Source organism: Actinacidiphila guanduensis (assembly GCF_900103985.1).
Taxonomy (GTDB): domain Bacteria; phylum Actinomycetota; class Actinomycetes; order Streptomycetales; family Streptomycetaceae; genus Actinacidiphila; species Actinacidiphila guanduensis.
The window spans coordinates 240544-267377 of the sequence record NZ_FNIE01000006.1 but is presented as its reverse complement, the minus strand read 5'-3'; the positions used below and the strand labels follow the sequence as shown (position 1 = coordinate 267377).

Annotated in this window: 21 protein-coding genes; 17 read left to right on the top strand and 4 right to left on the bottom strand. The window is 73.5% G+C overall.

What is annotated here, in order from left to right:
* Positions 1-532 precede the first annotated feature (532 nt).
* From BLR33_RS15345 to BLR33_RS15335, 3 genes are all read left to right on the top strand, one after another.
* On the top strand, positions 533-1438 hold the full coding sequence (locus tag BLR33_RS15345) for an alpha/beta fold hydrolase (RefSeq protein ID WP_245771421.1): 906 nt from the start codon (positions 533-535) through the stop codon (positions 1436-1438).
* A 137-nt stretch (positions 1439-1575) separates the two neighbouring features.
* Positions 1576-2115, top strand: a complete 540-nt coding sequence (locus BLR33_RS15340) for a hypothetical protein (RefSeq protein ID WP_143031695.1) — start codon at positions 1576-1578, stop codon at positions 2113-2115.
* A gap of 175 nt (positions 2116-2290) precedes the next feature.
* Positions 2291-2557, top strand: a complete 267-nt coding sequence (locus BLR33_RS15335) for a WXG100 family type VII secretion target (RefSeq protein WP_093785007.1) — start codon at positions 2291-2293, stop codon at positions 2555-2557.
* Positions 2558-2777: 220 nt separating this feature from the next.
* Here the strand turns inward: BLR33_RS15335 and BLR33_RS15330 are convergent, their stop codons facing one another.
* Positions 2778-7274: an FtsK/SpoIIIE domain-containing protein gene (locus BLR33_RS15330; RefSeq protein ID WP_093785006.1), complete on the bottom strand. Its 4497-nt coding sequence runs from the start codon at positions 7272-7274 to the stop codon at positions 2778-2780.
* 475 nt (positions 7275-7749) lie between these two features.
* Here BLR33_RS15330 and BLR33_RS15325 point away from each other — a divergent pair, with 475 nt between their 5' ends.
* From BLR33_RS15325 to BLR33_RS15275, 11 genes are all read left to right on the top strand, one after another.
* Entirely contained in the window at positions 7750-8061 is a 312-nt protein-coding gene (locus BLR33_RS15325) for a hypothetical protein (RefSeq protein ID WP_093785005.1), read from the top strand.
* Between the two features lie 325 nt (positions 8062-8386).
* Positions 8387-9121, top strand: coding sequence for a hypothetical protein (locus BLR33_RS15320; protein ID WP_093785004.1), 735 nt, complete (start codon positions 8387-8389; stop codon positions 9119-9121).
* Positions 9122-9139: 18 nt separating this feature from the next.
* Positions 9140-9940, top strand: coding sequence for a hypothetical protein (locus BLR33_RS15315; protein WP_093785003.1), 801 nt, complete (start codon positions 9140-9142; stop codon positions 9938-9940).
* Positions 9937-11247, top strand: a complete 1311-nt coding sequence (locus BLR33_RS15310) for a CpaF family protein (RefSeq protein WP_093785002.1) — start codon at positions 9937-9939, stop codon at positions 11245-11247. Before BLR33_RS15315 ends, BLR33_RS15310 begins: the two co-directional genes overlap by 4 nt.
* Entirely contained in the window at positions 11247-12269 is a 1023-nt protein-coding gene (locus BLR33_RS15305) for a type II secretion system F family protein (RefSeq protein WP_093785001.1), read from the top strand. The genes BLR33_RS15310 and BLR33_RS15305 overlap by 1 nt, the downstream gene beginning before the upstream one ends.
* The gene (locus tag BLR33_RS15300; RefSeq protein WP_093785000.1) at positions 12266-13180 is read left to right on the top strand and encodes a type II secretion system F family protein; all 915 of its coding nucleotides are present in this window, start codon (positions 12266-12268) and stop codon (positions 13178-13180) included. Before BLR33_RS15305 ends, BLR33_RS15300 begins: the two co-directional genes overlap by 4 nt.
* Positions 13181-13356: 176 nt before the next feature.
* Positions 13357-13605, top strand: a complete 249-nt coding sequence (locus BLR33_RS15295) for a Flp family type IVb pilin (protein ID WP_093784999.1) — start codon at positions 13357-13359, stop codon at positions 13603-13605.
* Positions 13606-13630: 25 nt separating this feature from the next.
* Positions 13631-14143 carry a TadE/TadG family type IV pilus assembly protein gene (locus BLR33_RS15290; RefSeq protein ID WP_093784998.1) on the top strand — a complete coding sequence of 171 codons (513 nt, stop codon included), beginning with the start codon at positions 13631-13633 and terminating at the stop codon, positions 14141-14143.
* Between the two features lie 62 nt (positions 14144-14205).
* On the top strand, positions 14206-14592 hold the full coding sequence (locus tag BLR33_RS15285; RefSeq protein WP_407639680.1) for a TadE/TadG family type IV pilus assembly protein: 387 nt from the start codon (positions 14206-14208) through the stop codon (positions 14590-14592).
* Between the two features lie 68 nt (positions 14593-14660).
* Complete coding sequence (locus BLR33_RS15280) at positions 14661-15122, top strand: pilus assembly protein TadG-related protein (RefSeq protein WP_093785199.1); 462 nt, start codon at positions 14661-14663, stop codon at positions 15120-15122.
* A 129-nt stretch (positions 15123-15251) separates the two neighbouring features.
* Positions 15252-18176 (top strand): BTAD domain-containing putative transcriptional regulator, encoded by a 2925-nt coding sequence (locus BLR33_RS15275; RefSeq protein WP_093784997.1) that lies wholly within the window; start codon positions 15252-15254, stop codon positions 18174-18176.
* A gap of 553 nt (positions 18177-18729) precedes the next feature.
* Here the strand turns inward: BLR33_RS15275 and BLR33_RS15270 are convergent.
* Complete coding sequence (locus BLR33_RS15270; protein ID WP_093784996.1) at positions 18730-20430, bottom strand: transporter; 1701 nt, start codon at positions 20428-20430, stop codon at positions 18730-18732.
* The gene (locus tag BLR33_RS15265) at positions 20427-21287 is read right to left on the bottom strand and encodes an ABC transporter ATP-binding protein (RefSeq protein WP_093784995.1); all 861 of its coding nucleotides are present in this window, start codon (positions 21285-21287) and stop codon (positions 20427-20429) included. The genes BLR33_RS15270 and BLR33_RS15265 overlap by 4 nt, the downstream gene beginning before the upstream one ends.
* A 558-nt stretch (positions 21288-21845) precedes the next feature.
* Between BLR33_RS15265 and BLR33_RS15260 the strand changes: the two genes are divergently transcribed.
* Positions 21846-23225 carry a transcriptional regulator gene (locus BLR33_RS15260; protein ID WP_093784994.1) on the top strand — a complete coding sequence of 460 codons (1380 nt, stop codon included), beginning with the start codon at positions 21846-21848 and terminating at the stop codon, positions 23223-23225.
* Between the two features lie 243 nt (positions 23226-23468).
* Positions 23469-24860 carry a hypothetical protein gene (locus tag BLR33_RS35210; RefSeq protein WP_093784993.1) on the top strand — a complete coding sequence of 464 codons (1392 nt, stop codon included), beginning with the start codon at positions 23469-23471 and terminating at the stop codon, positions 24858-24860.
* 92 nt (positions 24861-24952) lie between these two features.
* Here the strand turns inward: BLR33_RS35210 and BLR33_RS15250 are convergent, their stop codons facing one another.
* Positions 24953-26095 carry an ABC transporter substrate-binding protein gene (locus BLR33_RS15250; RefSeq protein WP_245771420.1) on the bottom strand — a complete coding sequence of 381 codons (1143 nt, stop codon included), beginning with the start codon at positions 26093-26095 and terminating at the stop codon, positions 24953-24955.
* 286 nt (positions 26096-26381) lie between these two features.
* On the opposite strand from BLR33_RS15250, the gene BLR33_RS15245 reads away from it, so the two are divergent.
* Positions 26382-26828 (top strand): SCO4402 family protein, encoded by a 447-nt coding sequence (locus tag BLR33_RS15245; protein ID WP_093784991.1) that lies wholly within the window; start codon positions 26382-26384, stop codon positions 26826-26828.
* Positions 26829-26834: the final 6 nt, after the last annotated feature.

Genomic DNA, 26834 nt, shown 5'->3' with positions numbered 1-26834 from the left:
CCCCGCTCCCCCCGCTCCCCCTCCTCTTCCTTCTTCCTCGCGCCCCCTCGAAGGCCCGGGACCCCGAGCTTCCCGGGACCTTCCCGCGGTGCGCCTCCCCACGTGCCGCGTCCCGCTGGAGATCTCCCCTCGGCTGCGGCGGCCAACCCTTGAGCGCTGTCACCCGAAAGAGCGGAGTTGGTTGCCGCACCCCCGTGTTCGAATATGGGTTCGATAATGTGGGCCGGGACGGAACGGGTCCGCTCGGGACCGGTGCGGCAGCGGTACGGAAGGGGGTGCAGCGATGATCACGCGGTACGAGGTGGCGGGGGCGGGCGGCCTGCGGCTCGCGGCGTGGGAGTACGGGGCGGCGGAGGAGCGGGCCGCACCCGGCCCGGGGTCCGCGGCGGGCCCGGACGGATGGGCGCGGGCGTGGCCGCGCGGGTGGGACGTTCGGGCGGGTGCGGGTCCTGGTGCGGGCTCCGGTCCGGGGCCGGGGGTCGGCGGGGGTGCCGGTCCGGGTGCCGGTCCCGGCGCGTGGGCGGAACCGGCGGTGCCGGAGCTGGAGCCCGCCCTGTTCCCGGTGCCCGCAGCCGAGCGGCCCGGTGTGCTGCTGCTCCACGGGCTGCTGGGCCGGGCCTCGCAGTGGGCGGAGACCGCGCGGCGGCTCGCCCCGCGGTACCGGGCGCTCGCCCTCGACCTGCGCGGGCACGGCCGCAGCGACAAGCCGGAGGGCCCCTACACCCCGGAGGCCCACGTGGCGGACGCGATCGCCGCCGTCGAGCAGCTGGACCTCGCGCCCGCCGTCCTGGTCGGCCATGGCATGGGCGCGCTGGTCGCCTGGCAGTGCGCGGCCCGGCGGCCGGACCTGGTGGCCGCGGTGGTCATCTGCGACATGCGCGCCTCCGCCCAGGCGGAAGCGGGGCAGCGGGCGTGGGCCCAGTGGCTCGGCTCGTGGCCGCTGCCCTTCGCCACCCTGGCCGACGTGCGCCGCTGGTTCGCCGCCGAGGATCCGTGGGCCGAGCGCCCCAGCCCCGCCAGGGGCGACTTCTTCGCCGAGGCGATGGCCGAGGGTGAGGACGGCTGGCGGCCCCTGCACCGCCTGGAGCACATGCTGCGCTCGCGGGACCCGTGGATAGGCGACGCGCACTGGGAGGAGCTGGCCCGGGTGCACTGCCCCGCGCTCGTGGTGCGCGGGGTGGACGGCGAGTTGGGCCGCGCCGAGGCGCAGGAGATGGTGCGCGTGCTGCCCCGCGGGAGCTACGCGGAGATCCCCGACGCGGGTCACCTCGTGCCCTGGGAGCAGCCCGCCGCGTGGTGCGAGGCCGTCGAGCGGTTCGTACAGGAAGCGCTTGCCCCGCGGGTGCGTGCCGGTTCTGCCGGATCTGCGGCGAGTTCGCGGGCACAGCTCGGCCACGGCCCGGTCCCGGCCGAGGCATCGGGGGGTTCCTGCTGGTAGCTTGCCGATCACTGGGACCACATCGCCGCCATGGGGGAGTTCACGTGCGCTGTCGTGACTGTCGAGGGAGCACCGGAGCGGCCGGCGGCCGGCGGGGCCGTGGCCGTCGCGCCGACCGCGGCCGGTCACTGTCGGCCGTGTCCGGTACGGGACTTGCCGCCGTTGTGGCAGTAGCCGCGCTCGCCCTGACCGGGTGCAGCAGCGACAGCAGCGCCGACGCGCAGAAGGAACCCGTCGCCAGTTCCTCGGCCATCGCCACCGGTTCGGGGACACCGACGGCCACCGGCACCACCGCGAACGGCGCCCCGTCCACCGGTTCGGCCACCTCTTCGGCCACGGGCGGGCCCACCGCGAGCGGTTCGGCGGCCGACGCGGACACCGGCGGCGCGTCCACTGACTCCACGCAGTCCGTGGAGGGCGTGTGGCTGGCCACCGTGGACGGCGCCAAGGTCCAACTCGTCCTCGGCAAGGGCAAGGCCGGGCTCACCAGCACCCACCTGTGCGGCGGCGCGTACACCGGCACCGGGTCCATCCGCCTGACCCTGACCTGCATGGACGGCGACAAGGAACGCACCTCGGGGCACGGCGTGATGGCCCCCGACGGCAAGACCCTCACTGTGCAGTGGACCGGCGGCCTGACCGACACCTTCTCCCGAACGGGCCTGCCCAGCAGCTGAGTTCATCGGCGCGCGCGGAGCCGTCGCGACGGTGTCGCACCGATGTGCATGTTCCGCAACAACTCGTCCGGGACTCCCTGCCGAGGGCTGCAATCACGGCGCTCGTACGCTAGCGTCCTGAGACGACGGACACAGCGTCCGTCGCAATTATCCGAATCCAACGGGGAGGGTGCACATGACGATCCACGGCGCCGATATTCAGCAGCTGCGGGACCTCTCGGGCAAGTTCAAGACCGAGGCGGGCAACCTCAGCACGCTCATCAGCCACCTGCAGACCGCCACCACCAGCAGCGACGCGTACTGGAAGGGCCCGGCCGCGGACCGGTTCCGCAACGAGTGGTCGCAGCTCAAGCCGACCTTCGACAAGTTCGTGCAGACCCTGCACGACGCGCAGAACTCCGCCAAGACCAACGCGGACAACGTCGAGGCGGCCACCAGGTAATTCCTGGTACCGGCGGCGGCCGCCCACTGGGCCGCGCAGGTACGGCAAGGGCCGGGCGCGGAGTTTCCTCCGCACGCCCGGCCCTTCTGCGTGCCCCCGCTGTGTGCCCCGCCTTCGCGCGGCCTGCGCCGACGACCGACAACGCGGCTGGGGGTCCCCCGTCGAAGGCAGGGGGCGCGTGCCAGGGCCCGCCGGCCAGGCGGGATTTGCCGGACACGCCCTAGCCGAGGGCGGCCGCCTGGATCTGGGTGATGCCGCCGCCGCGGATCAGCAGGCCGCGCCCGGTCGGGCCGCCCGCCGCGTCCCGCGGCAGCCGCACGTTGAACAGGTCGCCCTCCGAGGCGCCCTGCGGCGAGAGCAGCAGACCCGTACGGGACTTGCGCGCCTCCACCAGGAAACCGCGGTACTGCGAGCCCATCGAGTCCGCGGAGCCCGCCGCGATCAGCGCGTGCTCCCCGTCCATGCCGCTCCTGACGACCTCCTCCAATGCGGTGTCCAGCGGGGTGTCGTAGAGCAGTTCGCCGTCGTCGATCACCACTGCGTACGGGGTGTCGCCCGCGCGGTCGGTCAGCTCCTTCAGCTCCTCCGGGCTCGCGTCCGCGCCCAGCAGCCCGAGCACCCCCGGCTCGCCCGCCCACTCGCGCAGCGGCGAGCGGCGCGGGGTCACCAGCACCACCGGCGTGCCGCGCCGGGTCAGCGACTGAACCGCCGTCATCAGTGTCGTGGAACGGCCCGACTTCGGCGGCCCCGCGATCACGAAGCCCGGCCCCGACTCCTGCAGGTCCACCCCCAGCGGCTGCAACTCGTCGCCGCCCACGCCGATCAGCGCCCACAGCGGCGAGGGCACCGTGAAGTCCGGGTCCAGCGCGAGCGCCTCACCGGCCGTCACCCGCGGCGGCAGCGCGTCCACCCGCATCGGCCGCAGCTGCTTGGGCAGCCGGCCCACCCGGCCTATCCGCTCCGTTGCCGCACGGCCGATCCGCTGCAGCGCCTCCACCTGCGCCTGACCGGCCGGGTCCGGCGCGAGCAGCGCCACCTGGTTTTCCTGCACGCCGTTGTCGGTCGGCCGCAGCGCGCGGCCCGACGGCATGTTCTTCGGCACCTCGCGCGGCCCGAGCCCGCCGGTGCTGTAGTCGTTCGGGTCGGCCATCCGCAGGATCAGCTTGTCGGCGAAGACCGAGGAGATCTGGCCGCTGAACCCGGTCCGGTCCGCGGTCATCACCACCTTCAGCCCGGCCGAGCCGCCCTCGCGGAACAGCCGCAGGGCGGCGTCGATCAACTTCCCGTAGTCGTACGTCTCGAAGGTGGAGACGTAGCCCTCCCAGTTGTCCAGCAGCAGCACCATCCACGGCAGCCGCTCCTGCGGATCGGTGGCCATTGCCCGCTGCTCGGCGGCCGAGGAGGCGCCCTTCATCGCCAGCAGTTGCTGGCGCCGCGAGACCTCGGCGGAGAGCCGGTCCAGCAGCCGGGCCAGCCGCTCGGGCTGGTCGCGGGTGACCACCGCGCCCACGTGCGGCAGCGCCACCAGCGGCAGCAGCGCGTTGGCCCCGCAGTCCACGGCGTAGACGTGCACGTCCTGCGGCGAGGCGGTGCGCGCCAGGGCGCCGGCGACCGTGCGCAGCGCGGTGGAGCGGCCCGAGCGGGGCCCGCCCACGATCAGCACGTGCTCGCCGTGCACCAGGTCCACCGCCAGCGGCGCGCGGGCCTGCTGCGCCGGAAGGTCGGTCAGGCCGTAGGCGATCGGCGCGACGTCCCGGCCCGCTGCGGCCTGCGCGGTGGCCGGCAGCGCGTCGTAGGTCACGTGCTCGGGCAGCGGGTCCAGCCACGGCTTCCTCGGGGCCGGGAAACCCATCAGCTCCGAGGCGTCCCGTATCGCGTCCACCAGCACCGCCAGGTCCGTGACCATGGTGCCGTCGTCCGCGTCGCCCTGCGCGCCGCGCGGCATCGGGCGGCCCAGCGCCGACCAGCCCAGCCGCATCACCTCCGCCTTCGCCCGGTCCTGGCCGATCGCCGGACGGCGGCCGCCGATCCGCGCGGACTGCACGCCCACCAGGGACTGCGCGCCCGAGCGCACATAGGCGCGGCCCGGCGTGGACTTCGCGATGGAGCCCGAGTCCGGCGCGTCGATGACGTCCCTGGACTCCTCCGGGCCGGTGACCCGAAGGGCGATTCGCAGGTTGGTGTTCGCCCGGATGTCGGCGCTGACCACACCGGCCGGGCGCTGCGTCGCCAGCACCAGGTGCACGCCGAGCGAGCGGCCGCGGCGGGCGATGTCGACCAGGCCGGCGATGAAGTCCGGCAGTTCGGCCACCAGGGAGGCGAACTCGTCGATGATCAGCGCCAGCCGCGGCATCGGCTCGAGTTCGGGCCGCAACCGCCGGGCGTCGTTGTAGTCCTCGATGTCCTTGGTGCCCGCGTTGAACAGGATGGTCTCGCGGTGGTGCAGCTCGGCTGCGAGCGAGGCCAGCGCCCGCTCGGTCAGGTGCGCGTCCAGGTCGCTGACCATGCCGACGGTGTGCGGCAGCCGCGCGCAGTCCTGGAAGGCGCTGCCGCCCTTGTAGTCGATGAGGACGAAGTTCAGCGCGTCCGGCCGGTTGGCCACCGCGAGCGAGGCGATGATCGTCTGCAGCAGCTCGGACTTGCCCGCGCCGGTGGTGCCCGCGACCAGTGCGTGCGGGCCGTCCTTCCGGATGTCCAGCACGAAGGTGCCGTCCGCGCCGACGCCGATCGGGACCGCCGTCGTCGCCCCGCCGAGCTGCCAGACGCCCGCCACCTGCTGCCCGTCCGGGTCCGGCATGCCGAGCAGGTCCAGCAGCCGCGCGGAGGTGGGCAGCGCGCTGTCCGCGTCGTCCCGGCTGACGTCGCGCACCGGCGCCATCGAACGGGCCACCAGCTCGCACCAGTCCGGACCCACCTGGTCGGCCAGCACCTCGCCCAGCCGCTCCAGGCCGCCGCCGCGCAGGTGCAGCCGGCTGGCCGCGTGCGGGGACCAGCACACCGCCAGGCGCACCTCCTCGGGCAGCAGCCGCTCGTCCTCATCGACGCACAGGGCGAACATCCCGAAGGACGGGCCCTCCTGCAGCAGTTGCGGCACCCCCGGCATCCGGCGCAGCAGCCGCGCCCCGTCCAGCACCACCAGTACATAGGGGTCGGGGCGCATGCGGCCCCCGCCGCCGGTGGCCACCGTGTCGGCCTTGCGGCGGGCCAGTTCCTGCAGCAACTCGTTGATCCGGCGGCCGGCCGCCTCCTGGTCGGTGCCGATCAGCGCCACGCAGTCCTGGCCCTGCTGCGGCGCCAGGTGGGGCAGCCAGTGCGCCCAGCTCCAGGACGCCTCCGCGTCCTGCGCGGAGGAGAGCACCACCATCGACAGGTCGCGCGGGCTGTGCAGCACCGCGGCCTGGCTGATCAGCCAGCGGGCGGTGGACAGCGCCCTGGCCCGCTCGCCGGCCACGCCCACCACGCCCAGCTCGGGCAGCGGCAGCGGCACCGGCACGTCGTGCACCAGGGGCGGCTGCAGCGGCGGCGCCCCGTCGGGCAGGCTGCCGCCCTTGGGCAGCAGCTCGATGTCCGCGGGCAGGTCGGCCACGCCGATGCGCAGCCGCAGCGCGTCCGGGTCGGTGATCCGGCGCTCCCACAGCCGGCGCCGCGGGCCGGTGGCGAAGAGCAGCACCTCGGCGGCGTCGGGGTATGTGGCGCGGCGCTCGCGCTGGTCGGACAGCCGCGCGGCCTCCAGCTCCTGCTGGTGCCGGGCGAGGTCCGCCTTGAAGCTCTTCGCCTCGTCGCGGTCCTTGCGCTTGCCCTCGCGGGACTCGCTGACCCACTGCCCGATCAGCATGACCGGGCTCATCAGGCAGAACAGCAGCATGTAGACCTGGTGGACCGTGAAGTACATGACCAGGCCGAAGGCGAGCGGCACCACCGCGGTGAGCATCTGGAAGCGGGCGCCCTCGCCCTTCTTCGGCTGCTGCGGCACGTACAGCCGCACCCGCGGCGGCAGCGTGGACAGCCGCGGCGGCCGGTTGTAGGCGAGGCCGCCCTCGCCCATGGGGGACAGGTGCGCGTCCGGGGTGCTCGGCTGGTCCAGCACCAGCACCGAGTCGCCCGCCTTGACCTGCGCCTTCAGCGGCCAGGGCCGCTCGGTGTCCACCGGCTCGCCTTCCAGGACGAGCCCGGATCCGGGGGCGCCGATGAGGGTGACGGTGCCGTCGGCCGCCACGGACACCCGCGCCGCGGTGGGCGGCATCGCCGGGTCCTGCACGGTGACGGTGCAGCCCTTGGCCGAGCCGATGGTGGCCGTGCCCACGCCGAGGCGGGCCACCCGGCCGGCGCCCGGGCCCGCGCAGACCCGCAGTTCGTAGCGGCCGGCGGGCTCGCCCGCGCGCATGAAAGGACCGATGGAATCGTCCACGGTGACGCGCATGCCGTCGCGCAGCAGGCTCGCGGCCGGCGCCTGCGGGTCGCACGGCACGCCGTCGGCCCACAGCACCGGTGCCGCGTGCGCGACGGGGGCCTGCTGCTGGGGCGCGCCCGCGTACGAACCCGGGAACTGCACCACGACGCCGCCGGACGGCCGGCCCCGCGCCGCCGGTTCCGCGACGGCGCCGACCGGTCCGGCCAGCGCGAGCGCCACGTCGCCGGCGGTCGCCGAGTCGTCGGCGGCCACCACCACGTCCTGCGCGTCCAGCCCCTGCTGAACGACCGTCACGGTCACGCGCATGGCTTGATTCCTCCCCGTCGGACCCGTGAACGGGCCCCGCATCACCTATCTCCTGAAGGCTATCCGCCACCGGAAACATCGGGTAACCCGTTCGTCCCGCCCTGTGGATAACCCGCGCGGAGTCCTCACACCGGCCCTTCGCGCCTGTGGACAACCGGGTCCCGGGTGATCGCTGTGACATGTCCTGCGAGAGGGCTCACAGCGGACAAGGACCCTCTGCGCGGCAGCGCGTCGGCGGCGGCAGCCCCGGGCGCAGTCGGCCTCGTCGGGGACGGAGATGGGTGGGAAGACGAGGGCCTCGTCGGCGCCCGCCCGGTCGTCGGCGACGTGCTTGGTCACGTGGCCCTTCTGAAGGGGCTTGGGCCTACGATAGGGGCTGGTGTACGAAGGACGCACCGGTTGCCGGGGCCCGAACGCGCGGCATGCGGCGGGCAGTCGGCGCCGGGCACCACGACACGGCCACGGGGGAAGAACGATGGGCGGCGGAACTCCACAGCAGCAGGCGACGGTCCCCAACCCGGCGATCAAGGACCTGCAGGACCTCAAGTCCCGGCTCCAGAAGGAACTGGGCACACTCGAGAACACCCTGAAGACCACGTGCTCCGACATGGGCAACAAGAAGGTCTGGGTCGGCAAGGCCGCCGACGGCTGGACCACCGAGGTGGACGGGCGCCGCAAGCGCATCCAGGCACTGCTCGGCAAGCTCGTGCCCATCATCGACGCGGAGATCAAGCAGCTGCCGGAGAAGGTCACCCCCACCGACGCGAAGCTCTACCGCATGCCGTAGCGGCCACCGGCCCGCGCCCTTCGGAAAACCTTCACGTTCCCACCGTCCCAAGTCGCCCGCCCGCGGCCGATACTGGAGCGTCGGCCGGGCGTCGAGCCGGCCGCACGGGGGGAGCCATGCCGTACTCGAAGCGGCGCGGCGGGACGTGCCGTTCCGTTGCAATGCTGTGGACGCCTTGTCACATGCCGCGCCTTGAGGGCTTTTGTAAGGCGCTGATAACGTGCGGTGACTTGACATCGGCCGGTGGGTCGTCGCCGGACAGGAGAGCGACGGACAGCACTCGCGCGACCGATCACATGCCAAGCGCCGGTTCGGGGGCACTGACGTGAAGACCAGGGAACGATTCGCCGCGGGCGGCGGTGGCCGCCAGAGCGCACCCGCGCCGAACCTGCACGGCCCCGGCGGCGCTGAGCGGCTTCCGGTGGCGCCGCGCGAGCGCAAGCCCGCGCTGGCCGCACTCGCGGTCCTCCTCATCCTCGTGGGCGCCCTGGGCGCGACCGTCATGGTGATGCGCGCCGGCAACAAGGTCTCCGTCGTGGAGGTCACCTCACCCGTGGCGGCCGGCGAGAAGATCCCGTCGTCGGCGATCCGCGAGGTGATGGTCTCCGACAACACCGGCCTGTCCTTCATCCGGTGGAACCAGCGCGGCGACCTCACCTCCCACTTCCGCGCGGCCACCAACCTCACGCAGGGCTCCGTCCTGGTCCGCTCCATGATCACCGACCAGGACAACTCGGTGCCGGCCGGCAAGTCGCTGGTGGGCATCTCCCTGAAGGAGGGCCAGTTCCCGACCGGGCTGCGGACCGGCCAGACGGTCGCCGCCTACTTCGTCGGGGACACCACCAAGACCTCCTCGGGCACCTCGGGCGACAGCGCCGGCTCGGGCTCCACACTGATCAGCGACACCCTCGTGCTGCGCTCGATCGACACCAACTCCTCGGACGTCGGCACCAGCGACACCTCCGTCACCGTGATCGCCGACGACTCCGTCGTCTCCGCGCTGACGACCGCCGCCTCCTCGCAGGACGTCGCGCTCGTCTCCGTCCCCAGCAAGAACTGAGCGAGCGGCGAAGACGTCATGGCACTGATCGCAATCGCCGCCGACAAGGGGGCGCCCGGCGTCACCACGGCCGCCGTCGCGCTGGCCGCCGTGTGGCCGCGCCGCGTCCTGCTGGCCGAGGCCGACCCGGCCGGCGGCGACCTCGTCTACCGCGCCTCCGGCGCGCACGGCGGCGTGCTGAACCCCAACTCCGGCCTGCTCTCGCTGGCCGCGACCGCCCGCCACGGCCTGGCCGCCGAGCAGTTGTGGGACCACGCCCAGCCGCTTGTCGGCGGCCTCGACGTGCTCGTCGGCCTCGCCGGCGCCGAGCAGGCGGCCGGCCTGACCGGCCTGTGGCCCATGCTCGGCCAGGCGTTCGCCACGCTTGCGCAGTCGCCCAACGGCGCCGCCGACGTGATCGCCGACTGCGGCCGCATCGGCCCCGACTCCCCGACCCTCGAACTGCTCCCGCACGCCGCCCTGGTGCTGCTGGTCTCGCGCACCGCCCCGGAGAACCTCGCCCGGGTCCGCGACCGCGCCGCCGCCCTGTCGGCCAAGCTGCACGGCTCGCAGCGCGGCGCCGCGGCCCTGGGCTACCCGCCGATCGGCGTGCTGCTCATCGCCGACACCGGCCAGAGCGCGCGCCTGGCCGCGCAGTTGAACGAGATGCTGGTCGCCTCGCAGATCTCCGCCCGTGTGGTGGGCACCCTCGCGCACGACCCGGCCGGCGCGGAGATGCTCAGCGGCCGCCGCCGCGGCCGGCTCGACAAGTCGCTGCTCATCCGCTCCGCCCGCCAGGTCACCGCCGACGTACCGCAGCGGTACGGGGTCCTGCGATGAGCGACGCGGTCGACCACCAGCTGGTCAAGCGCTTCCGCCAGGAGGCGGGCGACCGCATCGCCGAGCAGCGCAGGCTCGACCAGGTCGAGGGCCGGATGGCGATGTCTTCCGAGGACGAGCGCCACTTCGCCCGCGCGATCATCGCCCAGATACTGGAGGACTACGCCCGCGCGGAGATCGCGCTCGGCCGCACCCCGCCCGATGCCCAGGCGGAGGAGGCGTACGCGGCCGCCGTGCACGCCGCGCTCTTCGGCGTGGGCCGGCTGCAGCCGCTGCTGGACGACCCCGAGGTCGAGAACATCGACATCAACGGCTGCGACCAGGTCTTCATCGGCTACGCCGACGGCCGCGAGGTGCAGGGCGACCCGGTCGCCGAGACCGACGAGGAACTCGTCGAACTCATCCAGGTGCTCGGCGCCTACTCCGGCCTGTCCTCGCGCCCCTTCGACACCGCCAACCCGCAGCTGGACCTGCGGCTGCCCGACGGCTCGCGCCTCTCGGCGGTCATGGACGTCACCCGGCGACCGGCGCTGTCCATCCGGCGCGCCCGCATGGGCAAGGTGTTCCTCGCCGACCTCGTCGGCAACTACACCATCACCCCGGAGGTCGGCTCCTTCCTGTCCGCCGCGGTGCTCGCCCGCAAGAACCTGATGATCGCCGGCGCCACCAACGCCGGCAAGACGACGCTGCTGCGCGCCCTGGCGAACGTCATCCCGCCGCACGAGCGGCTCATCACCGTCGAGCGCGCCCTGGAGCTGGGCCTGGACCAGTTCCCCGAACTGCACCCCAACGTGGTGGCGTTCGAGGAGCGGCTGCCCAACTCCGAGGGCCTGGGCGCCATCACCATGGCCGAACTCGTCCGCCGCTCGCTGCGCATGAATCCCTCGCGGGTCATCGTCGGCGAGGTGCTCGGCGACGAGATCGTCACCATGCTCAACGCCATGTCGCAGGGCAACGACGGCTCCCTGTCCACCATCCACGCCAACAGCTCCGGCGAGGTCTTCAACCGCATCTCCACCTACGCGCTCCAGGCGCAGGAGCGGCTGCCGGTCGAGGCGTCGCAGATGCTGGTGGCCGGCGCCATCGACTTCGTCGTCTTCATCGAGCGCCGCAACGACTTCCAGCGCGGCGGGACGCTGCGCCGCGTCGTCACCTCCATCCGCGAGGTCAACGGCGTGGACGGGCGCGTCCTTTCCAGCGAGATCTTCGCCGAGACCGGCGAGGGCGTGGCCCTGCCCCACGCCCCCATCGCCTGCCTGGACGAACTGCTCGCGCACGGCTACCAGCCCACGGGGGTGTGGCGGTAATGACCGGGATCTTCTCGTTCTCCGTACTGTGGGGGCTGCTCGCCGGAGCCGCCGCGGGCGGCGGCATCGCGCTGTTCATCGCCGCCATGCGCGGCTGGGCGCCCAAGCCCCCCGCACCGGGGCAGTCCACCGGCGAACGGGCCTCGGAGCTGGCGAAGTTCCTCACCCAGCGCGGCTCGATCGCCGTCGTCGCCGGGCTGATCGTGCTGGCCCTGACCCGCTGGCTGGTGCTGGGCGCGGCCGCCGCGGTGCTGGTCTTCGCCTGGGACCGGCTCTTCGGCGGCGCGGCCGAGGAGCGCGCGGCGATGAAGCGGGTGGAGGCGCTGGCCAGTTGGACGGAGTCGCTGCGCGACACCATCGCCGGCGCCGTCGGCCTGGAGCAGGCCATCCCCGCCTCCGCGCGGGCCGCGTCCCCCGCGTTGCGGGTCCATCTGGACACCCTGGTGGACCGGTTGCGGGCCCGCTGGCCGCTGCCCGACGCCCTCCAGGTGCTCGCCGAGGAGATCGACGACGCCTCGGCCGACATCATCATCGCCGCCCTCATCCTCAACGCCCGCCTGCGCGGCCCGGGTCTGCGCGAGGTGCTGGGCGCGCTCGCCAAGTCCGCCCGTGAGGAGGTCGACATGCGCCAGCGCGTGATGGCCCAGCGCGCCAGCACCCGGCGCAGCGTGCAGATCGTCGTGGTGGTCTCGGCGGTCTTCGTCCTGGGCCTGGCCGTCTTCAACCGCAGCTTCGTTCAGCCGTACGGCACACCGCTGGGCCAGTTGGTGCTCGGCGTGGTGTGCCTGCTGTTCGCCGCCGGGTTCTTCTGGCTGCGCAAGCTCTCCAAGATCGAGACGCCGGACCGGTTCCTGGTGCACGCGCCGGAGCGCACCGCCCAGCCGGCCTTCGCCCAGTTCGCCGCCGGCGGGGCGGGCGGGCCCGCCGGGGGCCAGGCCCAGCAGGGCCTGCCGGGCTACGGGGCGCACGGCGGGGCCGCACCCGGCCGCCCGGCCGTGCCGGGACAGGGGGCCGCCCGATGAACACGATCCTCTTCGCCTGCCTGGTCGGCGGCATCGCGGGACTCGGCATCTTCGCCCTGATCCGGGCCCTGGCTCCCGGGCGGCGCAGCGCGCTGTCCACGGTCGCGCAGGTCGACGCCCTGCGCGCGTCCGGCGGCACCGCGAGCAGCACCCCCGCCGCGTCCGACGGCGGCGGCTGGCGCGGCGAGGTCGGCCGCCGGATCGCCCGGTTCTACCTGCAGCAGGGCTGGGAGATGCGCTCGCTGCGGGCCGACCTCGCGGTGCTGGACCGCAGTTGGGAGACGTTCCTCGCGACGAAGGTCATGCTCGGCGCGGTCGGCCTGGTCTTCGGCCCGTTCCTGTTCGTGGTGATCGAGGTCGTCGGCTTCGGCATCAACCCGATCGTCCCGGTGTGGCTCGCACTCGTCTTCGCCGCCGTCTTCTTCCTGCTGCCCGACGTCGAGGTACGGCGGGACGCGGCCGAGAAGCGCAAGGACCTGCGGCGGGTGGTGGGCGCGTACCTGGACCTGGTCGCGATGAACCTCGCGGGCGGCCGCGGCCTGCCCGAGGCGCTGATGTCGGCGGCCGAGATCAGCGACGGGTGGGCGCTGCTGCGCATCCGCAACTGCCTGGCCGACGCGCGGATCACCGGCACCAGCCAGTGGGTGGCGCTCGGCCGGCTCGGCGCGGAACTCGGCATCGAGGAGCTGGAGGACCTCGGCGTCACCCTCGCGCTGGTCGCCGACGACGGCGCCAAGGTCCGCGACTCGCTCGGCTCGCGGGCCGAGACGATGCGCCACCGCGAACTCGCGGAGATCGAGGGGCAGGCCGGCGAGCAGTCGCAGTCGATGCTGGTCGCGCAGCTGCTGCTCGCCGCCGGCTTCCTGGTCTTCCTCATCTACCCGGCAGCGATGCGGGTGTTCCAGGTGTGACGCTTCGCCTGCCCGCACCAGGAACCCCCTGGAGGACAACGCCACTGGAGGACACGGTCCGACCCGGCGCCGACGACGCGCAGGACCGTACGAGACAGCGCACGACACCGCGCCCCACCCCGGCGCCCGACCCGGGCCGAACGGCCCGATCGCCGAAAACCCAACGGAGGACTCCCATGAACCGACTGCCGATCAACGATCCGATGGTCAACTTCCTGTACGTGTACCTCAGGGGGCGGATCGACCGCGCCCGCAGCGAGGACACCTCGCGCGGCGCTTCCGCGGTCGAGTGGGTGGTCATCTCGGCCATCGTGGTGGCGATCGTGGCCTTCGTCGGCTACACCATCAACAAGGCGCTCAGCGGCAAGGCCACCGACGTCGGCAACTGCATCACGAAGTCCGACGGCAGCAGCAACGGCTGCTGACGGCGGCGACGGGGGAGCCGGACCGATGGGAAGGACGACGGGCGCGCTGCGGCACGCCGTGCGCCGCAGACTGGACGCGGCGCAGGGCGACAGCGGCGTGGGCAGCCGGGCGCCGGGGGGCGCGGACCGCGGCATGACCGCCATCGAGTTCGTCTTCCTCACCCCCGTGCTGTTCTTCATGATCTTCGCCACCGTGCAGTTCGGGATGTTCTACTTCGCCGAGCATGTCGCCCAGGCGGCCGCCCGCGCCGGTGCGCGCAAGGCCCGCGACGAGGCGGCCACCAACCAGGACTGGCAGGGCGACGCGCATGACGCCGCCTCCAGCTACATCAGCCAGCTCGGGCCGAGCCTGCTGCTCGGCCCGCGCATCGAGGCGGCCAAGGACCCCGGCGACGCGAACATGGTGCGGGTGCGCGTCCGGGCCGGGGTGCCGTCGGTCTTCCCGTTCCCCGGCGTGAAGTTCCACGTGGACGAGACCTCGCAGGGGCCGATCGAGTGCTTCGTGCCGGACGGGGGGAGGGTCGGGCAGTGCGAGTGAGAGCGCGGCGGGATGGGGCCGGGGCTGCTGGCGGCGCCCGGGCCGCCGGGGACGACGCGGGCGTGTCCACCATCGAGGTGGTCATCCTCGCGCCGCTCATCATCATGTTCATCCTGGTGCTGGTCGCCTTCGGTCAACTCGTGGACGGGCGGGGCGCGGTGGACGGTGCCGCGCGCGACGCCGCCCGGGCCGGCTCCATCCAGCGCGACCGTTCGGTGGCGATGGAGCAGGCGAAGACCACCGCGCGGGGCGACCTGGACGGGGTGTGCGCGGGCACCCCGGACGTCACCGCGATCGGCGACACCAGCTTCCGGCCGGACAGCCTCTTCACGATCCAGGTCACGTGCAAGGTGCGCGGGCTGGACTTCCTGGGGCTGCCGATCACCAAGACGGTGACGTCGACGGCGACCTCGCCGCTCGACCCGTTCCGGCGGGCGGTGGCGGACTGATGCCGGTGGTGACCGTGAAGCGCGTCGGGTCCGCTGAATCCGCTGAACCGGCCGCACCCGTCGGGCCGGTGGAGGGGGCTCCGACCCGGCTCCGGCGTGGGCTGCGCGACGACCGCGGGTCGGGCGCGGCCGCCGTGCTGATCTTCGCGCTGGTGTTCATGACGCTGGCGGCCTTCGTCGTGGACGGCGGCCTGTCGATCGCCAAGCGCGAGCGGGCCGCGGACATCGCCGAGCAGGCCGCCCGGTACGCCGCCCAGGACATCGACGTCGACGCGCTGCGCAACGCCGCCGCCGGCGCGCAGCCGCAGATCAACTACCAGGACTGCACCAACCGGGTGCGGCAGTTCGTGAGGAGCGTCAACCTGTCGGCGGCCGACCGGCGCAACTCGTACTGCACGTCGGCGACCGCGCAGCGGGTGGAGGTGCGGGTGCAGATCACGTACCAGCCGATCCTCAGCGGGTTCTACCGCAAGCACATCACGGTGGTCGGCACCGCGGCCGCCGTCTCGATCACGGGACCGGCGAACTGACCGGCCCCACCCGGACCGTGCCGGCCGTGGCGGCCGTGTCGGCACCGACGCCGGCCGCCGCACCGCCGCAGGGCACCGCCGAAGCAGACCAGGAAGCACCGGGAAGTACAGGAAGTCGAGGAAGCAGCCATGGCACGCACGACCGCCGCGGGAGGTAACCGCGCGCAGCAGGGGGCAGCGGCCGCGGGGCAGCCGCGCAGGCACCGGACGTTCGGCGACCTCGTCCGGGCCTTCGGCGCGTTCCTGGCGCTGGCGGTGCTGGTGGTCGGTGTGCCCGGGGCGCTGCTGTACTTCATCGGCTCGCCCTTCCCGCACCACGTCGACTCCGACCTGCTGCAGCAGCCGATCACCTCGGAGACGTTCGTCAACACCCTCGCGGTGGTGGTGTGGCTGGCCTGGGCGCAGTTCACCGCGTGCGTGCTGGTGGAGGCGAAGGCGGCGGTGTCCGGGGTCGGGATGCCGGCGCATGTGCCGGGGTCCGGGCCGAGCCAGCTGCTCGCGCGCCAGCTGATCGCGGCGCTGCTCCTGGTCGGGGTGAGCACCGCGGGGCTGATCCCGGGGCTGTCCCAACTGGGCCAGTCCCACCAGATGGAGAGCCAGGCCCGGCCCGGCGTCGCGGCCACCGCGCAGCAGACCCCGGGGCAGCAGGCGGCCGCGCACCAGGCCGCGGTGCAGCACCAGACGGGGCCGCAGAGCAGCACCGCGCAGGGCGTCGCGCAGCACACGCAGAAGGCGACGAAGTTCTACCGGATCAACCCGCCCGAGGGGCGCCACCACGACTCGCTGTGGGAGATAGCGCAACGGCACCTCGGCGACGGGCGCCGCTACAAGGAGATCTACGAGCTCAACAAGGACCGGGTGCAGCCCGACGGCTCCCGGCTCTCGCAGGCCAGCCTGATCCGGCCGGGCTGGGTGATGGAGATGCCCGCCGACGCGCACGGCGGCGACCTGGTCGAGATGCCGGTGGCCGCACCGCACACCGCACCCGACATCGAGCACTACGCGCAGCACGGCGGGGCCAAGGACACCGTGCAGGAGGGCGCGCACGCGACCACCCAGACCCCGGGCACCGAACAGCAGGGCGGCGGGGCCGGCGGCTCCGGCGGTTCCGGCGGTGGGCAGCAGCACGAGGCGGGGGCGGTCGCCGAGGCCGTGCACGCCGTGTCCGGCTCGCACGGCTTCGAGTTGTCCGAGGCGCTCATCGGCGCGCCGCTGCTGGCCGCGGGGCTGCTGGCCGCGCTCGGCCGCCGCCGGCGCACCGCGCTGTGGCAGTCGCTCACCGCGGGCGGCATGCGCACCCCGCGCACGCCCACCGGGCCGCAGGCCGACGTCGCCGACGCGCTGCGGATCGGCGCCGACCAGGACGCCGTCGCGTTCCTCGACCGCGCCCTGCGCTCGCTGTCGGCCCGGCTGGACGCCGACGGGCGCAAGCTCCCCACCGTCTACGCGGCCTGGCTCACCGACACCTCCCTGCACCTCCAGCTCGCCTGGCCCGACGGGCTGCCGCCGGCGCCCTGGACGACCGGCCAGGACGACACCTTCTGGCAGCTGGAGCGCGCCCACCTCGCCGAGGACGCCGACACCTCGGCCGCCGCCCCCTACCCGGGCCTGGTCGTCCTCGGCACCCTGGACGACGCGCGGCTGCTGCTCAACCTCGAAGCGGTGCCCGGCATCGTCTCCCTGGCGGGTGCCCCGGCCGACCGCGACGCAGTCCTGTCGTCCGTCGCCGCCGAACTGGCCACCAACGGCTGGTCGGACCGCATGACCGTCACCCTCGTCGGCTTCGCCGAGGACCTCACCGCCCTCGCCCCGGCCCGGGTGCGGCACATCGCCACGGTGCCCGAGGTGCTGGAGATCATGGCCGCCGAGACCGTCCAGCGCGCCGGCGCCCTGCGCACCGCCGGTCAGGACAGCGTGCTCACCGGCCGCACCGGCCCGGCCCAGCACACGCAGTGGGCCCCGCACCTGGTGCTGCTGGCCGCCGAACCCGATGAGCAGGAGGCGCAGCGGCTGGCCGAACTCGCCGCCGACGCCGGGCGCCTGGGCATCGGCTACCTCGTCGCCACCTCCGACTCCGACCTGCCGGGCGCCGCCTGGGAGCTGGAGATCACCCCCGCAGGGCGGCTGCTCGCACCCCTGCTCGGCCTGGACATGAAGGCCCAACTGCTGCCCCGGGCCCAGTACGAGGCCGTCCTGCGGCTCTTCGCCGAGGCCGGCGGCGACGACGGTCCCGGCCCCGACTCCCCGCCCTTCCTCGTCGACCTCAGCGACCAGGGCCGCCCCGGTGTCTACGCCCGCCTCCTCGGCCGCTTCGAGGTCACCGGCCTGCCCGAGCCCGAGGCCGAGCGCAGCCGGCTGCTGCACGAGGCGCTCGCCCTCCTGCTGCTGCACCGCGAGGGCGTGCACCCCCGGGTGCTGGCCTCGGCGCTCTGGCCGCGCGGCGTCACCGAGGACGTCCGCGACGCCCTCATCGCCCGCCTGCGCACCTGGCTCGGCACCGACCCCGACGGCGGCGAGCGCCTCACCATCGACGACACCGGCCGTATCGTCCTGTCCACCTCCGTCGTCTCCGACTGGGACGTCCTCCAGACGCTCCACCACGAGGCCACCGAGGGCCGCGCGGCCGGCGACCCCGTCGCCAGGCGCCGCCTCCTGACCGACGCGCTCTCCCTGGCCCGCGGCCGCCTCTTCGAGGACCGCGCCCCCGGCCGCTACGGCTGGCTCGGCCACGAGATCGTCGACGCCCAGCACCCCGTCCTCGTCGCCGAGATCGCCCTCGCCCTCGCCGGCCTCCACCTGGACGCCGGCAAGCCCAAGGCCGCGGTCGCCGCCGTCGAGACGGGCATGGGCATCGCCCCCAACGACGAACGCCTCTGGCTCGCCTACCTCCGAGCCACCCACGCCATCGGCGACCCCGCCCGCCTCGAAGCCGCCGCCGCCTCCCTGATCACCCGCAGCAACGCCCTCAACGGGCCCTCCCGCGGTCTCCCCCCACGCGTCGAAGCCCTCCTCGACGAGCTCCACCCCACCTGGCGCGACCCCATCGCCAACTGACCCTTCCGGCGGCTCCCGGGTTCCCCGACCCGAGCCGGCGACCGCCCGCCGATCCGCTGGGCGCGCGTCGGGGTACGGGCCGTGCCCGGCGGGGCGGCACGCCCGGGGCCGTGTCGGTGCCCTATCGGACCCGCTGGGCACCGTCGGAGCCGTTGGGCGCCGCCGTGAGGCGCGGCCCGGCGTGGCCGGGTGGTGCGCCGGGCCGTGTCGGTGTCGTTGGGCCGCGTCGGAACTGTTGGGCACCGTCGTGAGGCGCGGCCCAGCCACGTGCCGGTGTGCCCTGCGCCGGGGTTCGTGCGGCCGCCGGCCGCCGACCGACTCCGCGCTGGCCCGGAGCGGGGCGCCCTCAGCGCGGCTCTGGCGCTTTCGGCAGGTGCCGGACCGAAGCGTCCGGAGTGGGCGCCATAGGTCGGCGTGTGCAGTCCACCGCACAATCCCGAGGGTCCCCGGCGCCCAACTCGTCCGCAGGGAGCCGCCCGTGGCATCCGTCCGGCAGAAGCCCGCTCGGGAGAACTCCTCCGGGAAGGACTCCCTCGGGCGCCGCCCCGCGAACTCAGGCCCGTGTCACCGCCGTCAGGATCTCGGGCAGACGGTCCAGGAACCGCGGCGCGGTGAAGCGCAGTGCCGCCGCCGCGAGCACGGCTCCGTACACCGCGCCAACCGGCAGCACCGTCCACAGGGCGCCGTGCGCGTCGGCCACGTGCAGGGCCACGTCCAAGCCGAGCACGGGCAGGCACAGGGCCGCGCTCGCCGCGCTGCCGCCGAGGGCGTTGGCCGCCACCAGCGAACCGTTGCCCGGCGCCGCCGCAGCCCCGAAGGCGTTGTCCGCCGACACCGCGTACGGGAACCGCACGCTGGCATAACTGCCGGTGGATATCAGCGCCCCCAGGAACGCGAAGGCCATCCCCAGCACCTCCGGCAGCGCACCCTCCTTTCCCAGCAGCACCGCCGTCGCCACCGTGACCACCGTGACGTACGGCAGCGCCACCGACCCCAGCATCAGCGCCCGGCCGCGCAACTCCAGCTCCGCGTCCCGCCGGGAGGTGATCGTCGCAGCGATCGTCCAGAACGCCGAGTTGTCCATCCCGAACTGGTTGAACATCTGCATGCCCAGCAACCCCGCCGTCCACAGGCACTGGTAGACCGAGCCGTGCTGCACCACTGCCACCAGCGGCAGCAGCAGGCCGACCGCCAGCCCCGTCGCCCACGACGAGCGCTGCCGCGGGTCGCGCGCCGCATAGCGGAACTGGCGCTCCAGCACCGTCCCGGCCCGGCCGGCCACCAGTTGGCCGGGCAGCAGCCGCACCACCGGCGAGCGGCGGGCACCGCCCTTCGCCCGGGCGGTCTCCGGCGCCGCCTGCAGCGACGACGAGTCCGGCGACACCATCAACCGGTGCAGGCTGCGGTGCCACCACACCAGCGCCAGAGCCGCGGCGCCGAGTGTGAGCACCAACTGCGCGGCCGCCACCGCGTACGAGCCGCCGGAGACCGAGCGCACGGCGTCCACCGCGGCGGCCGGCGGTATCCAGCGCAGCACCGCCGTGACCGAGGTGACCCGGTGCAGGCCGTGGTGGGAGGAGAGCGAGCTGAGCCCGAGGTTCATCAGCTGCGCGCCCACCGCCACGAACAGCCCGCTGAGCACGGCCAGGTCCCGGCCCCGGCGACTGGTCAGCAACCGGGTGTTGGCCGCCGCCACCGCACGGGAGACCGCCACGCACGTCACCAGGACGAGTGCTACGGCCACCACCGCTGTCATGGCCGCCGCCGCCCCGTGGGCCACCGCAACGGTCGCCCCCGCCGCCAGCAGCACCGTGAACAGCGGGCCGACGCCGATCAGCGAGGACACCAGCAGCGCCCGTATCAGCGGCCGCGGCCGCAGTGGCAGCATCGCCAGCCGGGTGGCGTCCAGGGTGTCGTCGCCGCCGAAGAAGAACAGCGGCATCACCGTCCAGCCCAGGCCCAGCACCGTGGCGGTGGTCGCGGCCGCCGCGGGCGCGTACTCGTTGCCCCGCAGCGCGATCATCCCCGCGCCGCTGCCCAGCGCGTAGAGGAGCACCAGGACCACGCCCACCACCCAGCCGGCGGTGCGGCCCCGCGACTGGCGCAGCCCGTTGCGCAGCACCGCCACTTTCAGGCGGACGAAGGTGGCCGTCACCGATGCGGGCGGGCCGACCGCCGGAGCTGCCGGCGCCGCCGGTGCCGATGGGGGCAGAGGTGTCGGCGCGCTGCCCGTCAGCGGCCCCGCCCCGCTCATCGCGGGCCTCCGCCCAGCCACTCCAGGTCGTCGTGCCCGCCCGCGCGTTCGGCGCCGACGAGCGCGAGGAAGGCGTCCTGCAGGGACCTCGCCGAGGCCCGCACGTCCGCCAGCGGCCCGTGCGCCACGATCCGCCCCGCGGCCATCACCGCCACCCAGTCGCAAAGGCTCTCCACCAGCTCCATCACGTGCGAGGAGAACACCACGGTGCCGCCGGTGCCCGTGTACCGCTCCAGCACACCGCGTATCACCTGGGCGGAGACCGGGTCCACACCCTCGAACGGCTCGTCCAGGAAGAGGACTTCCGGGTTGTGCAGCAACGCCGCGGCCAGACCGATCTTCTTGCGCATGCCCGTCGAGTAGTCCACGACCAGCTTGTGCCGGGCCGGCGTCAGGTCGAGCACGTCCAGCAACTGCGCGGCGCGGTGCTCCACCTCGCCCTCCGGCAGGCCCCGCAGACGCCCGGTGAACGTCAGCAGTTCACCGCCGGACAGCCGCTCGAAGAGCCGCAGCCCCTCGGGCAGCACGCCGATCCTGGACTTCGTCCCGACCGGATCGGACCACACGTCCCGGCCGACCACCTGCACCAGGCCGTCGTCCGGCCGCAGCAGCCCCGTGACCATCGACAACGTCGTCGTCTTCCCCGCCCCGTTGGGCCCGACGAGCCCGATGAACCGCCCCGCGGGCAGCTCCAGGTCTATCCCCGCGACCGCGACCTGCTCGCCGAAGCGCTTCCACAATCCGCGTACCCGCACCGCCGGCGGCGGCCCCGCTTCCGGCCCTGCCGCGGGCACTCCGTAGTACGGCACGGCCGCGCCCGCGCCGCCGCTGCCGGTCGTCCACTCCGCGTTCCCCATCGCACCGCACCTCTCCCCGTTCCCCGTGACCCCGCGCGTTTTCTCAACGCCCTGTCACCATACGCGCGGCGACGGACAGTAATCGAGCACCCGTCCGAGTGCTGTGGAAAACCCTGCCGGGCAGATCCGGGCCTGTGGACAACCGCCTCCGGGCCCACGCCCGTGGTACGCGTGCGCACGGGAAGGAGACCGTCAACGGCGCCCGCGGCACCGACTCTGCCGTTCTGCGCGAGCGCGCGGCGAGGAACGGAGAACGGTGCGCGGACCACCGAGGCGCACGGCCGAATCGGTGCGCCCCCGCGTCCACCTCCCACCACCCGGCGTGCGGCGGCTGCCGGGCCCGGCTGTGCCCCCGCGGCTCAGGGCGGGCGCACGGATGCATCTGCGGGGGCGCGTACGGGCGCCCGGCCCGCGAACGGGTAAGTCACTTTTCAGGCATCCGGCCGCAGGACCGGCACGGAGCCGCCAACCGCCCGGTTCGAGTGAAATGCCGCTGTTGCGGGGTTCGTTCGGGATCGGCCGGGCAGCATCAGGCCCGAGGAACGACAAGGGGGATCGATGGCCGCACGACCGCTGGTGGCACGGCAGCCCAACGAAAGGCTCCAAGCGCTCATCCAGGAGGCGGGCTGCTCCAACGCGGGCCTGGCGCGCAGGGTCAACATGTGCGGGGCGGAGCACGGGCTCGACCTGCGCTATGACAAGACCTCCGTCGCCCGCTGGCTGCGCGGCCAGCAGCCGCGGGGGCGCGCTCCCGGCATCGTCGCCGAGGCGCTCGGCCGCAAGCTCGGCCGCGCGGTCTCCATCGAGGAGATCGGCATGGCCAACGGGCGCAACCTCGCCACGGGCATCGGCCTGCACTTCGCGCCCACCGTGCTCGGCGCCATCGAGCAGGTCTGCGAGCTGTGGCGCAGCGATGTCGGCCGGCGCGACTTCCTGACCGGCTCCACCGTGGCGGCCTCCGCCCTGGTCGAGCCCAGCAGGGACTGGCTGATCACGCGCCCCGACGCGGGTGTCGCGCGCAACGGCGGCGCCCGGGTGGGCATGTCCGACGTGGCAGCGGTCAAGGCCACCACGCAGGCCCTGACCGACCTCGACCACCGCTTCGGCAGCGGGCACGTGCGGCCGGTCGTCGTGCACTACCTCAACAGCGTGGTCTCCGGCCTGCTCGCCGGCACCTACCGCGAGGCCGTCGGCCGCGAACTCTTCTCGGCCGTGGCCCGATTGACCGAACTCGCCGGATACATGGCCGTCGACACCGGGCAGCCCGGCCTCGCCCAGCGCTACTACATCCAGGCCCTGCGCCTGGCCCAGGCCGCCGGGGACCGCGCCTACGGCGGCTACATCCTGGCGGCGAGCATGAGCCACCTCGCGGCCTCGCTCGGCAACCCGCGCGAGATCGCCCAACTCGCCCGCGCCGCGCAGGAAGGCGCCCGTGGGCAGGTCACTCCCACCGCCGAGGCGATGTTCCACGCCGCGGAGGCCCGCGGGCACGCTCTCCTGGGTGACGCCCGCGCCTTCTCCACCGTCGCCGGCCTCGCCGTCGAGGCCATGGAGCGCTCCCGGCCCGACGATGACCCGCCGTGGATCGCCCACTTCGACCACGGCTACCTTGCGGACGAACTCGCCCACTGCCACCGGGATCTGGGCCAGCCCGACGCGGCCGCCCGCCGCGCCCGGGAGGCGCTGGCCGCGCACCCGCAGACGCGCACCAGGCGCCGTGCGATCGACATGCTGCTGCTCGCCGACGCCCAGGTGCAGCAGCGCGAACTCGACGCGGCCTGCCACACCGGCGCCCAGGCCGTCACCCTGCTGTCCGGCCTGCGCTCCGACCGAGGCGCCGAGTACCTCGACGGTTTCCGCCACCGACTGGAGCCCTATGCGGCCGAATCCGTCGTCCGCGACTTCCACGCCAAGGCGGCGCAACAGGAGGCGGCCTAGAGGCGAACACCAGGTGTCGCGAGGTCCCACACACCGAATCGTTACCGGACCGACACACCGCCTGTGCGGCCGCGGCAAAGCACGTGGCAGGCCCGCCGGGAGCGGCCTGCGTGCCCGCGGCCGCCCATTCGCCCAAGTGTGAGGTGGCGCTCACGCGTTCGGGTGCGTGAGCACCGCTCAGCGGGACCCGGTAGCGTGGGCCGACGGTTTCCGACGGTCGGGCAGCAGGCAGGAGTGGCGGCGATGCACAGCAGCGGACGCGGCGAGGACTCGCCCGAAGCGTACCGGGGCGTCGTGCTCCCCTCCGGTCAGCAGCAGCCCGCGCCCTATGGCGGCGAGCACGTCCAGCCCGCCGGCGGCACGCCCTGGGGTGCGCCTCCTGAGCAGCAGGGGCTCCAGGCAGCCGACGCGACGCAGATGCTGCCGCCGGCCGAGGCGACGCAGATGCTCCCGCCCTACCCGGCCCAGGACCCCGGCGCCGGCCACCCCGGCATACCCGTGGCCGACGCCACTCAGATGCTGCCGCCCTATCCCGCGGCCGACCCAGCGGCGGGCCTGCCCCCGCAGCCCGGTGCCGTGCCGCCCATGCCGCAGCAGGCGCCGCCCGCCGCCCAACCCCCGGTCGCCGAGGCCACCCAGGCGCTCCCTCTCTTCAAGGAGCCCCAGCAGCAGGGCTACGAGCAGTACGGGCAGCCCTATGAGCAGCAGCCCGGCGGCTACCCGCAGCAGGGCTACCCGGGGCAGTCCTACGGCGGCGGCCAGGAGCCGTACGCCCAGGAGTACTCCGAGTACGAGCAGCCTGCCGCCAACCCGGCCGCCGACAGCGACTACGACCACCTCTTCCGCCATGACGTCCCCGGCCCGACACCTGTGCGCCCGCGCATCATCCAGCCGCCGGACCGCAGGCAGCCCGCCGGCCCCCCGCCCCAGGGCGGCGGATACGGCCCGGGCTACGGCCCCGAGCAGGACTACGGGTACGCGGACGGCGGCGACCGCCGCAAGCTGTCGCCCAAGGCGCTCATCGGCATCGTCGTCGCGGGATGCGTCGTGGCCGGTCTCGTCGTGGGCGCGCTCCTGAACAGCGGGGGCGGGGACAGCCACACCGGCACCGTCGCCGACAGCAGCACCACCGCCCCCTCGGCCGACCCCTCCGCCAGCGGCAGCTCCTCCGACGACGCCGCCAAGCAGCAGGCGAGTTCCCTGGACGCCCTGCTGAGCACCAGTGACGCCAGCCGCAGTTCGGTGGTGAACGCGGTCGCGTCGATCAGGAGCTGCAAGGACCTGGACACCGCGCACAGCGACCTGACCACCGCCGCGGGGCAGCGCAAGGACCTGGTCACCAAGCTCTCCACCCTCTCGGTGGACAAGCTGCCGAACCACGCCGCGCTCACCGATGCCCTGACCAAGGCGTGGCAGGCGTCCTCGGCGGCCGACAGCCACTACGCGAACTGGGCGAGCCAGGCGCAGAACGGCCACAAGGTCTGCAAGGGCGGCCACGCCAGGAACACCGGTGAAACCAACGCAGGCGACCGCGAGAGCGGGACCGCGACAGCGGAGAAGAAGAAGGCCGTCAAGCTCTGGAACACCATCGCGCAGCAGTACGGCCTCACCGAGCGCCAGTACAGCCAGCTCTGAGCGCCCGGGCCGACCTGGCGCGGAAAACCCCCTGGGCGGCGGCTACGGGCTCTCCAGCGGCCGGTGAGGGCCCGTAGCGGGGGGAACCTGCGCTACGGGTTCAACAGGCCGTCCGAGGACGGCCTGAGCGTGCTGGTGAGGTCCACGAAGCCGGGCCGGTACTGCACCAGCCGGCCGTCGCGCACCTCCTGGTACACCACCTTGGTGTTGACCATCCGCGCATGGTCGGGGATGCCGAGCAAGTCCTTGTCGGTCCACCCGAGGTCGGGGGTCAGACCGCCCGTGGACAGCCCGGTGGTGGCGTTCATCGCCCGCCGCACGCTCTCGGAGTCGATCTTCGCCTTGGGGCCCATGCCGCGCACCACCTTGAGGAAGACCTGGTAGGCGATCCAGGTCGTCTGCACCCCGGGGTCGGCCACGTCGATGGCGTTGTCGCCGAAGGCGTACTTGTTCACCACCGACTTCATCTCGTTCCACTTCGGGTCGGAGGCCGGCGGGTACCAACTGGTGATCCGGGCGCCCTCCAAGGGGCTCTTGGCGCCGCCGCTTGCGTCGATCACCGACTGCTGCACGCTGCCGATCACCGAGGACAACTGCACCTTGGGCTGCTCGTCGCCCACCCGCCGCAAGGCGTCGAAGAAGGTGCTGGTGTGGTCGCCCAGGACCGCGGACACGCAAGTGGAGTGCTTGTCGTCACCGACCGCCTGGGTGGCGACCGGGGTGTAGTCGGTGGCGTCGTCCTTGGTGAGGATGTCGTCGACGTCCTTCTTGCCGGCCGCGTTGAGCCCCTGGTCGAGGAAGATCGGGAACTGGTCGCCGGTGATGGAGTCGGGACGGACCAGCCTCACCCGCTTGCAGGTCTGCGCCAGTTGCAGGCCGCTGCCGGCCAGCAGCGCGGGCAGGCCGCCGTTGATCGGGAAGGACATCAGGCTCTGGTACTCGTCCTCGGTGATGCCGTACCCGCCGATGTACGGGATGTCGTCGGCCTCCAGCGCGGAGATGAAGCTGCTGCCCTCCTCGCTGTAGGAGCCGACGACCGCCACCGCTCCCGCCTGCGACGCCTGCTGGGCGCACGCGGTGACCGCGACGGCGTCGTTGCGCTCGTTGCAGGTGAGTACCTTCAGCTTGCGTCCGTTGATGCCGCCTTGGGCGTTGACGTAGGACCCGATCGCCTGGGCCATGGCCGGCATCCCGGGCATGTTGGTGGCGTCGGTGCCCACGGGTGCCCAGGTCATCACCACGATCGGCCCGGACGACCCCCCTGACGTCCCGGGAATCACACCGCAGCCGCTGACCAGCGCGGACACGGCCAGCAACAGTACGGCTCCGCGACGAGCCGCGCGCCTGAGTCCAACAGCCATGTCACGGGAAGATTCCGCTCCGTCCTCAACATCCGGATATGCGCGACCCAACGGGCGACCACGTTCGGGTGAATTGCGAGTGTCGCGGCGCAAGTGCGTACGATCGTGGATCGTGCAAGGTTCGGAGAACTCTTCCCGCCGCGGTCGCCGCTCGTCCACGATGGGAGGCATGCCGCTCAACGACATGCCGTGGTGGCGCTGGCGCAGCAATGTGCGCTCCGCGCTGCACATGATCGGTGACCCGGTGTTCCAGATGGAGGTCTGGCGCACCGGGCGCGACGGGTACGGCGACGTCACCGACGCCGTCTACCGCCTGGTCGAGGACACCTGGCTCGACAACTGGTCCGCCGAGAAGTACGTCGGCACCATATTCCGCGACTCCCAGGAGGCCGCCCTCGTCGACGTGGCGGTGCTGCGGGTGCTGAAGATCCTGCACCAGGTGGGAGCCGACGCCCCGGCCGTCGCCTACCTCGACCACCCCGCCTGGCCCGAGGCCGTGCAGGCCGCCCGCGAGGCGCATGTGCGGATGGCCACAGCCGACGGCGACGACCCGGAGGCGCCGCCCAGGACGCTGGAGGTACTGGCGATCTACAACCGTTCCGCGTGACGGACA

What these genes read in the sequence shown, in the direction of transcription:
- BLR33_RS35210 (WP_093784993.1), top strand. Translation starts at nt 23,469, where the DNA reads ATGCACAGCAGCGGACGCGGCGAGGACTCGCCCGAAGCGTACCGGGGC.
- BLR33_RS15335 (WP_093785007.1), top strand. Translation starts at nt 2,291, where the DNA reads ATGACGATCCACGGCGCCGATATTCAGCAGCTGCGGGACCTCTCGGGC.
- BLR33_RS15330 (WP_093785006.1), bottom strand. Translation starts at nt 7,274, where the DNA reads ATGCGCGTGACCGTGACGGTCGTTCAGCAGGGGCTGGACGCGCAGGAC.
- BLR33_RS15310 (WP_093785002.1), top strand. Translation starts at nt 9,937, where the DNA reads ATGAGCGACGCGGTCGACCACCAGCTGGTCAAGCGCTTCCGCCAGGAG.
- BLR33_RS15300 (WP_093785000.1), top strand. Translation starts at nt 12,266, where the DNA reads ATGAACACGATCCTCTTCGCCTGCCTGGTCGGCGGCATCGCGGGACTC.
- BLR33_RS15315 (WP_093785003.1), top strand. Translation starts at nt 9,140, where the DNA reads ATGGCACTGATCGCAATCGCCGCCGACAAGGGGGCGCCCGGCGTCACC.
- BLR33_RS15275 (WP_093784997.1), top strand. Translation starts at nt 15,252, where the DNA reads ATGGCACGCACGACCGCCGCGGGAGGTAACCGCGCGCAGCAGGGGGCA.
- BLR33_RS15265 (WP_093784995.1), bottom strand. Translation starts at nt 21,287, where the DNA reads ATGGGGAACGCGGAGTGGACGACCGGCAGCGGCGGCGCGGGCGCGGCC.
- BLR33_RS15250 (WP_245771420.1), bottom strand. Translation starts at nt 26,095, where the DNA reads ATGACCTGGGCACCCGTGGGCACCGACGCCACCAACATGCCCGGGATG.
- BLR33_RS15305 (WP_093785001.1), top strand. Translation starts at nt 11,247, where the DNA reads ATGACCGGGATCTTCTCGTTCTCCGTACTGTGGGGGCTGCTCGCCGGA.
- BLR33_RS15260 (WP_093784994.1), top strand. Translation starts at nt 21,846, where the DNA reads ATGGCCGCACGACCGCTGGTGGCACGGCAGCCCAACGAAAGGCTCCAA.
- BLR33_RS15270 (WP_093784996.1), bottom strand. Translation starts at nt 20,430, where the DNA reads ATGAGCGGGGCGGGGCCGCTGACGGGCAGCGCGCCGACACCTCTGCCC.
- BLR33_RS15290 (WP_093784998.1), top strand. Translation starts at nt 13,631, where the DNA reads ATGGGAAGGACGACGGGCGCGCTGCGGCACGCCGTGCGCCGCAGACTG.
- BLR33_RS15325 (WP_093785005.1), top strand. Translation starts at nt 7,750, where the DNA reads ATGGGCGGCGGAACTCCACAGCAGCAGGCGACGGTCCCCAACCCGGCG.
- BLR33_RS15245 (WP_093784991.1), top strand. Translation starts at nt 26,382, where the DNA reads ATGGGAGGCATGCCGCTCAACGACATGCCGTGGTGGCGCTGGCGCAGC.
- BLR33_RS15295 (WP_093784999.1), top strand. Translation starts at nt 13,357, where the DNA reads ATGAACCGACTGCCGATCAACGATCCGATGGTCAACTTCCTGTACGTG.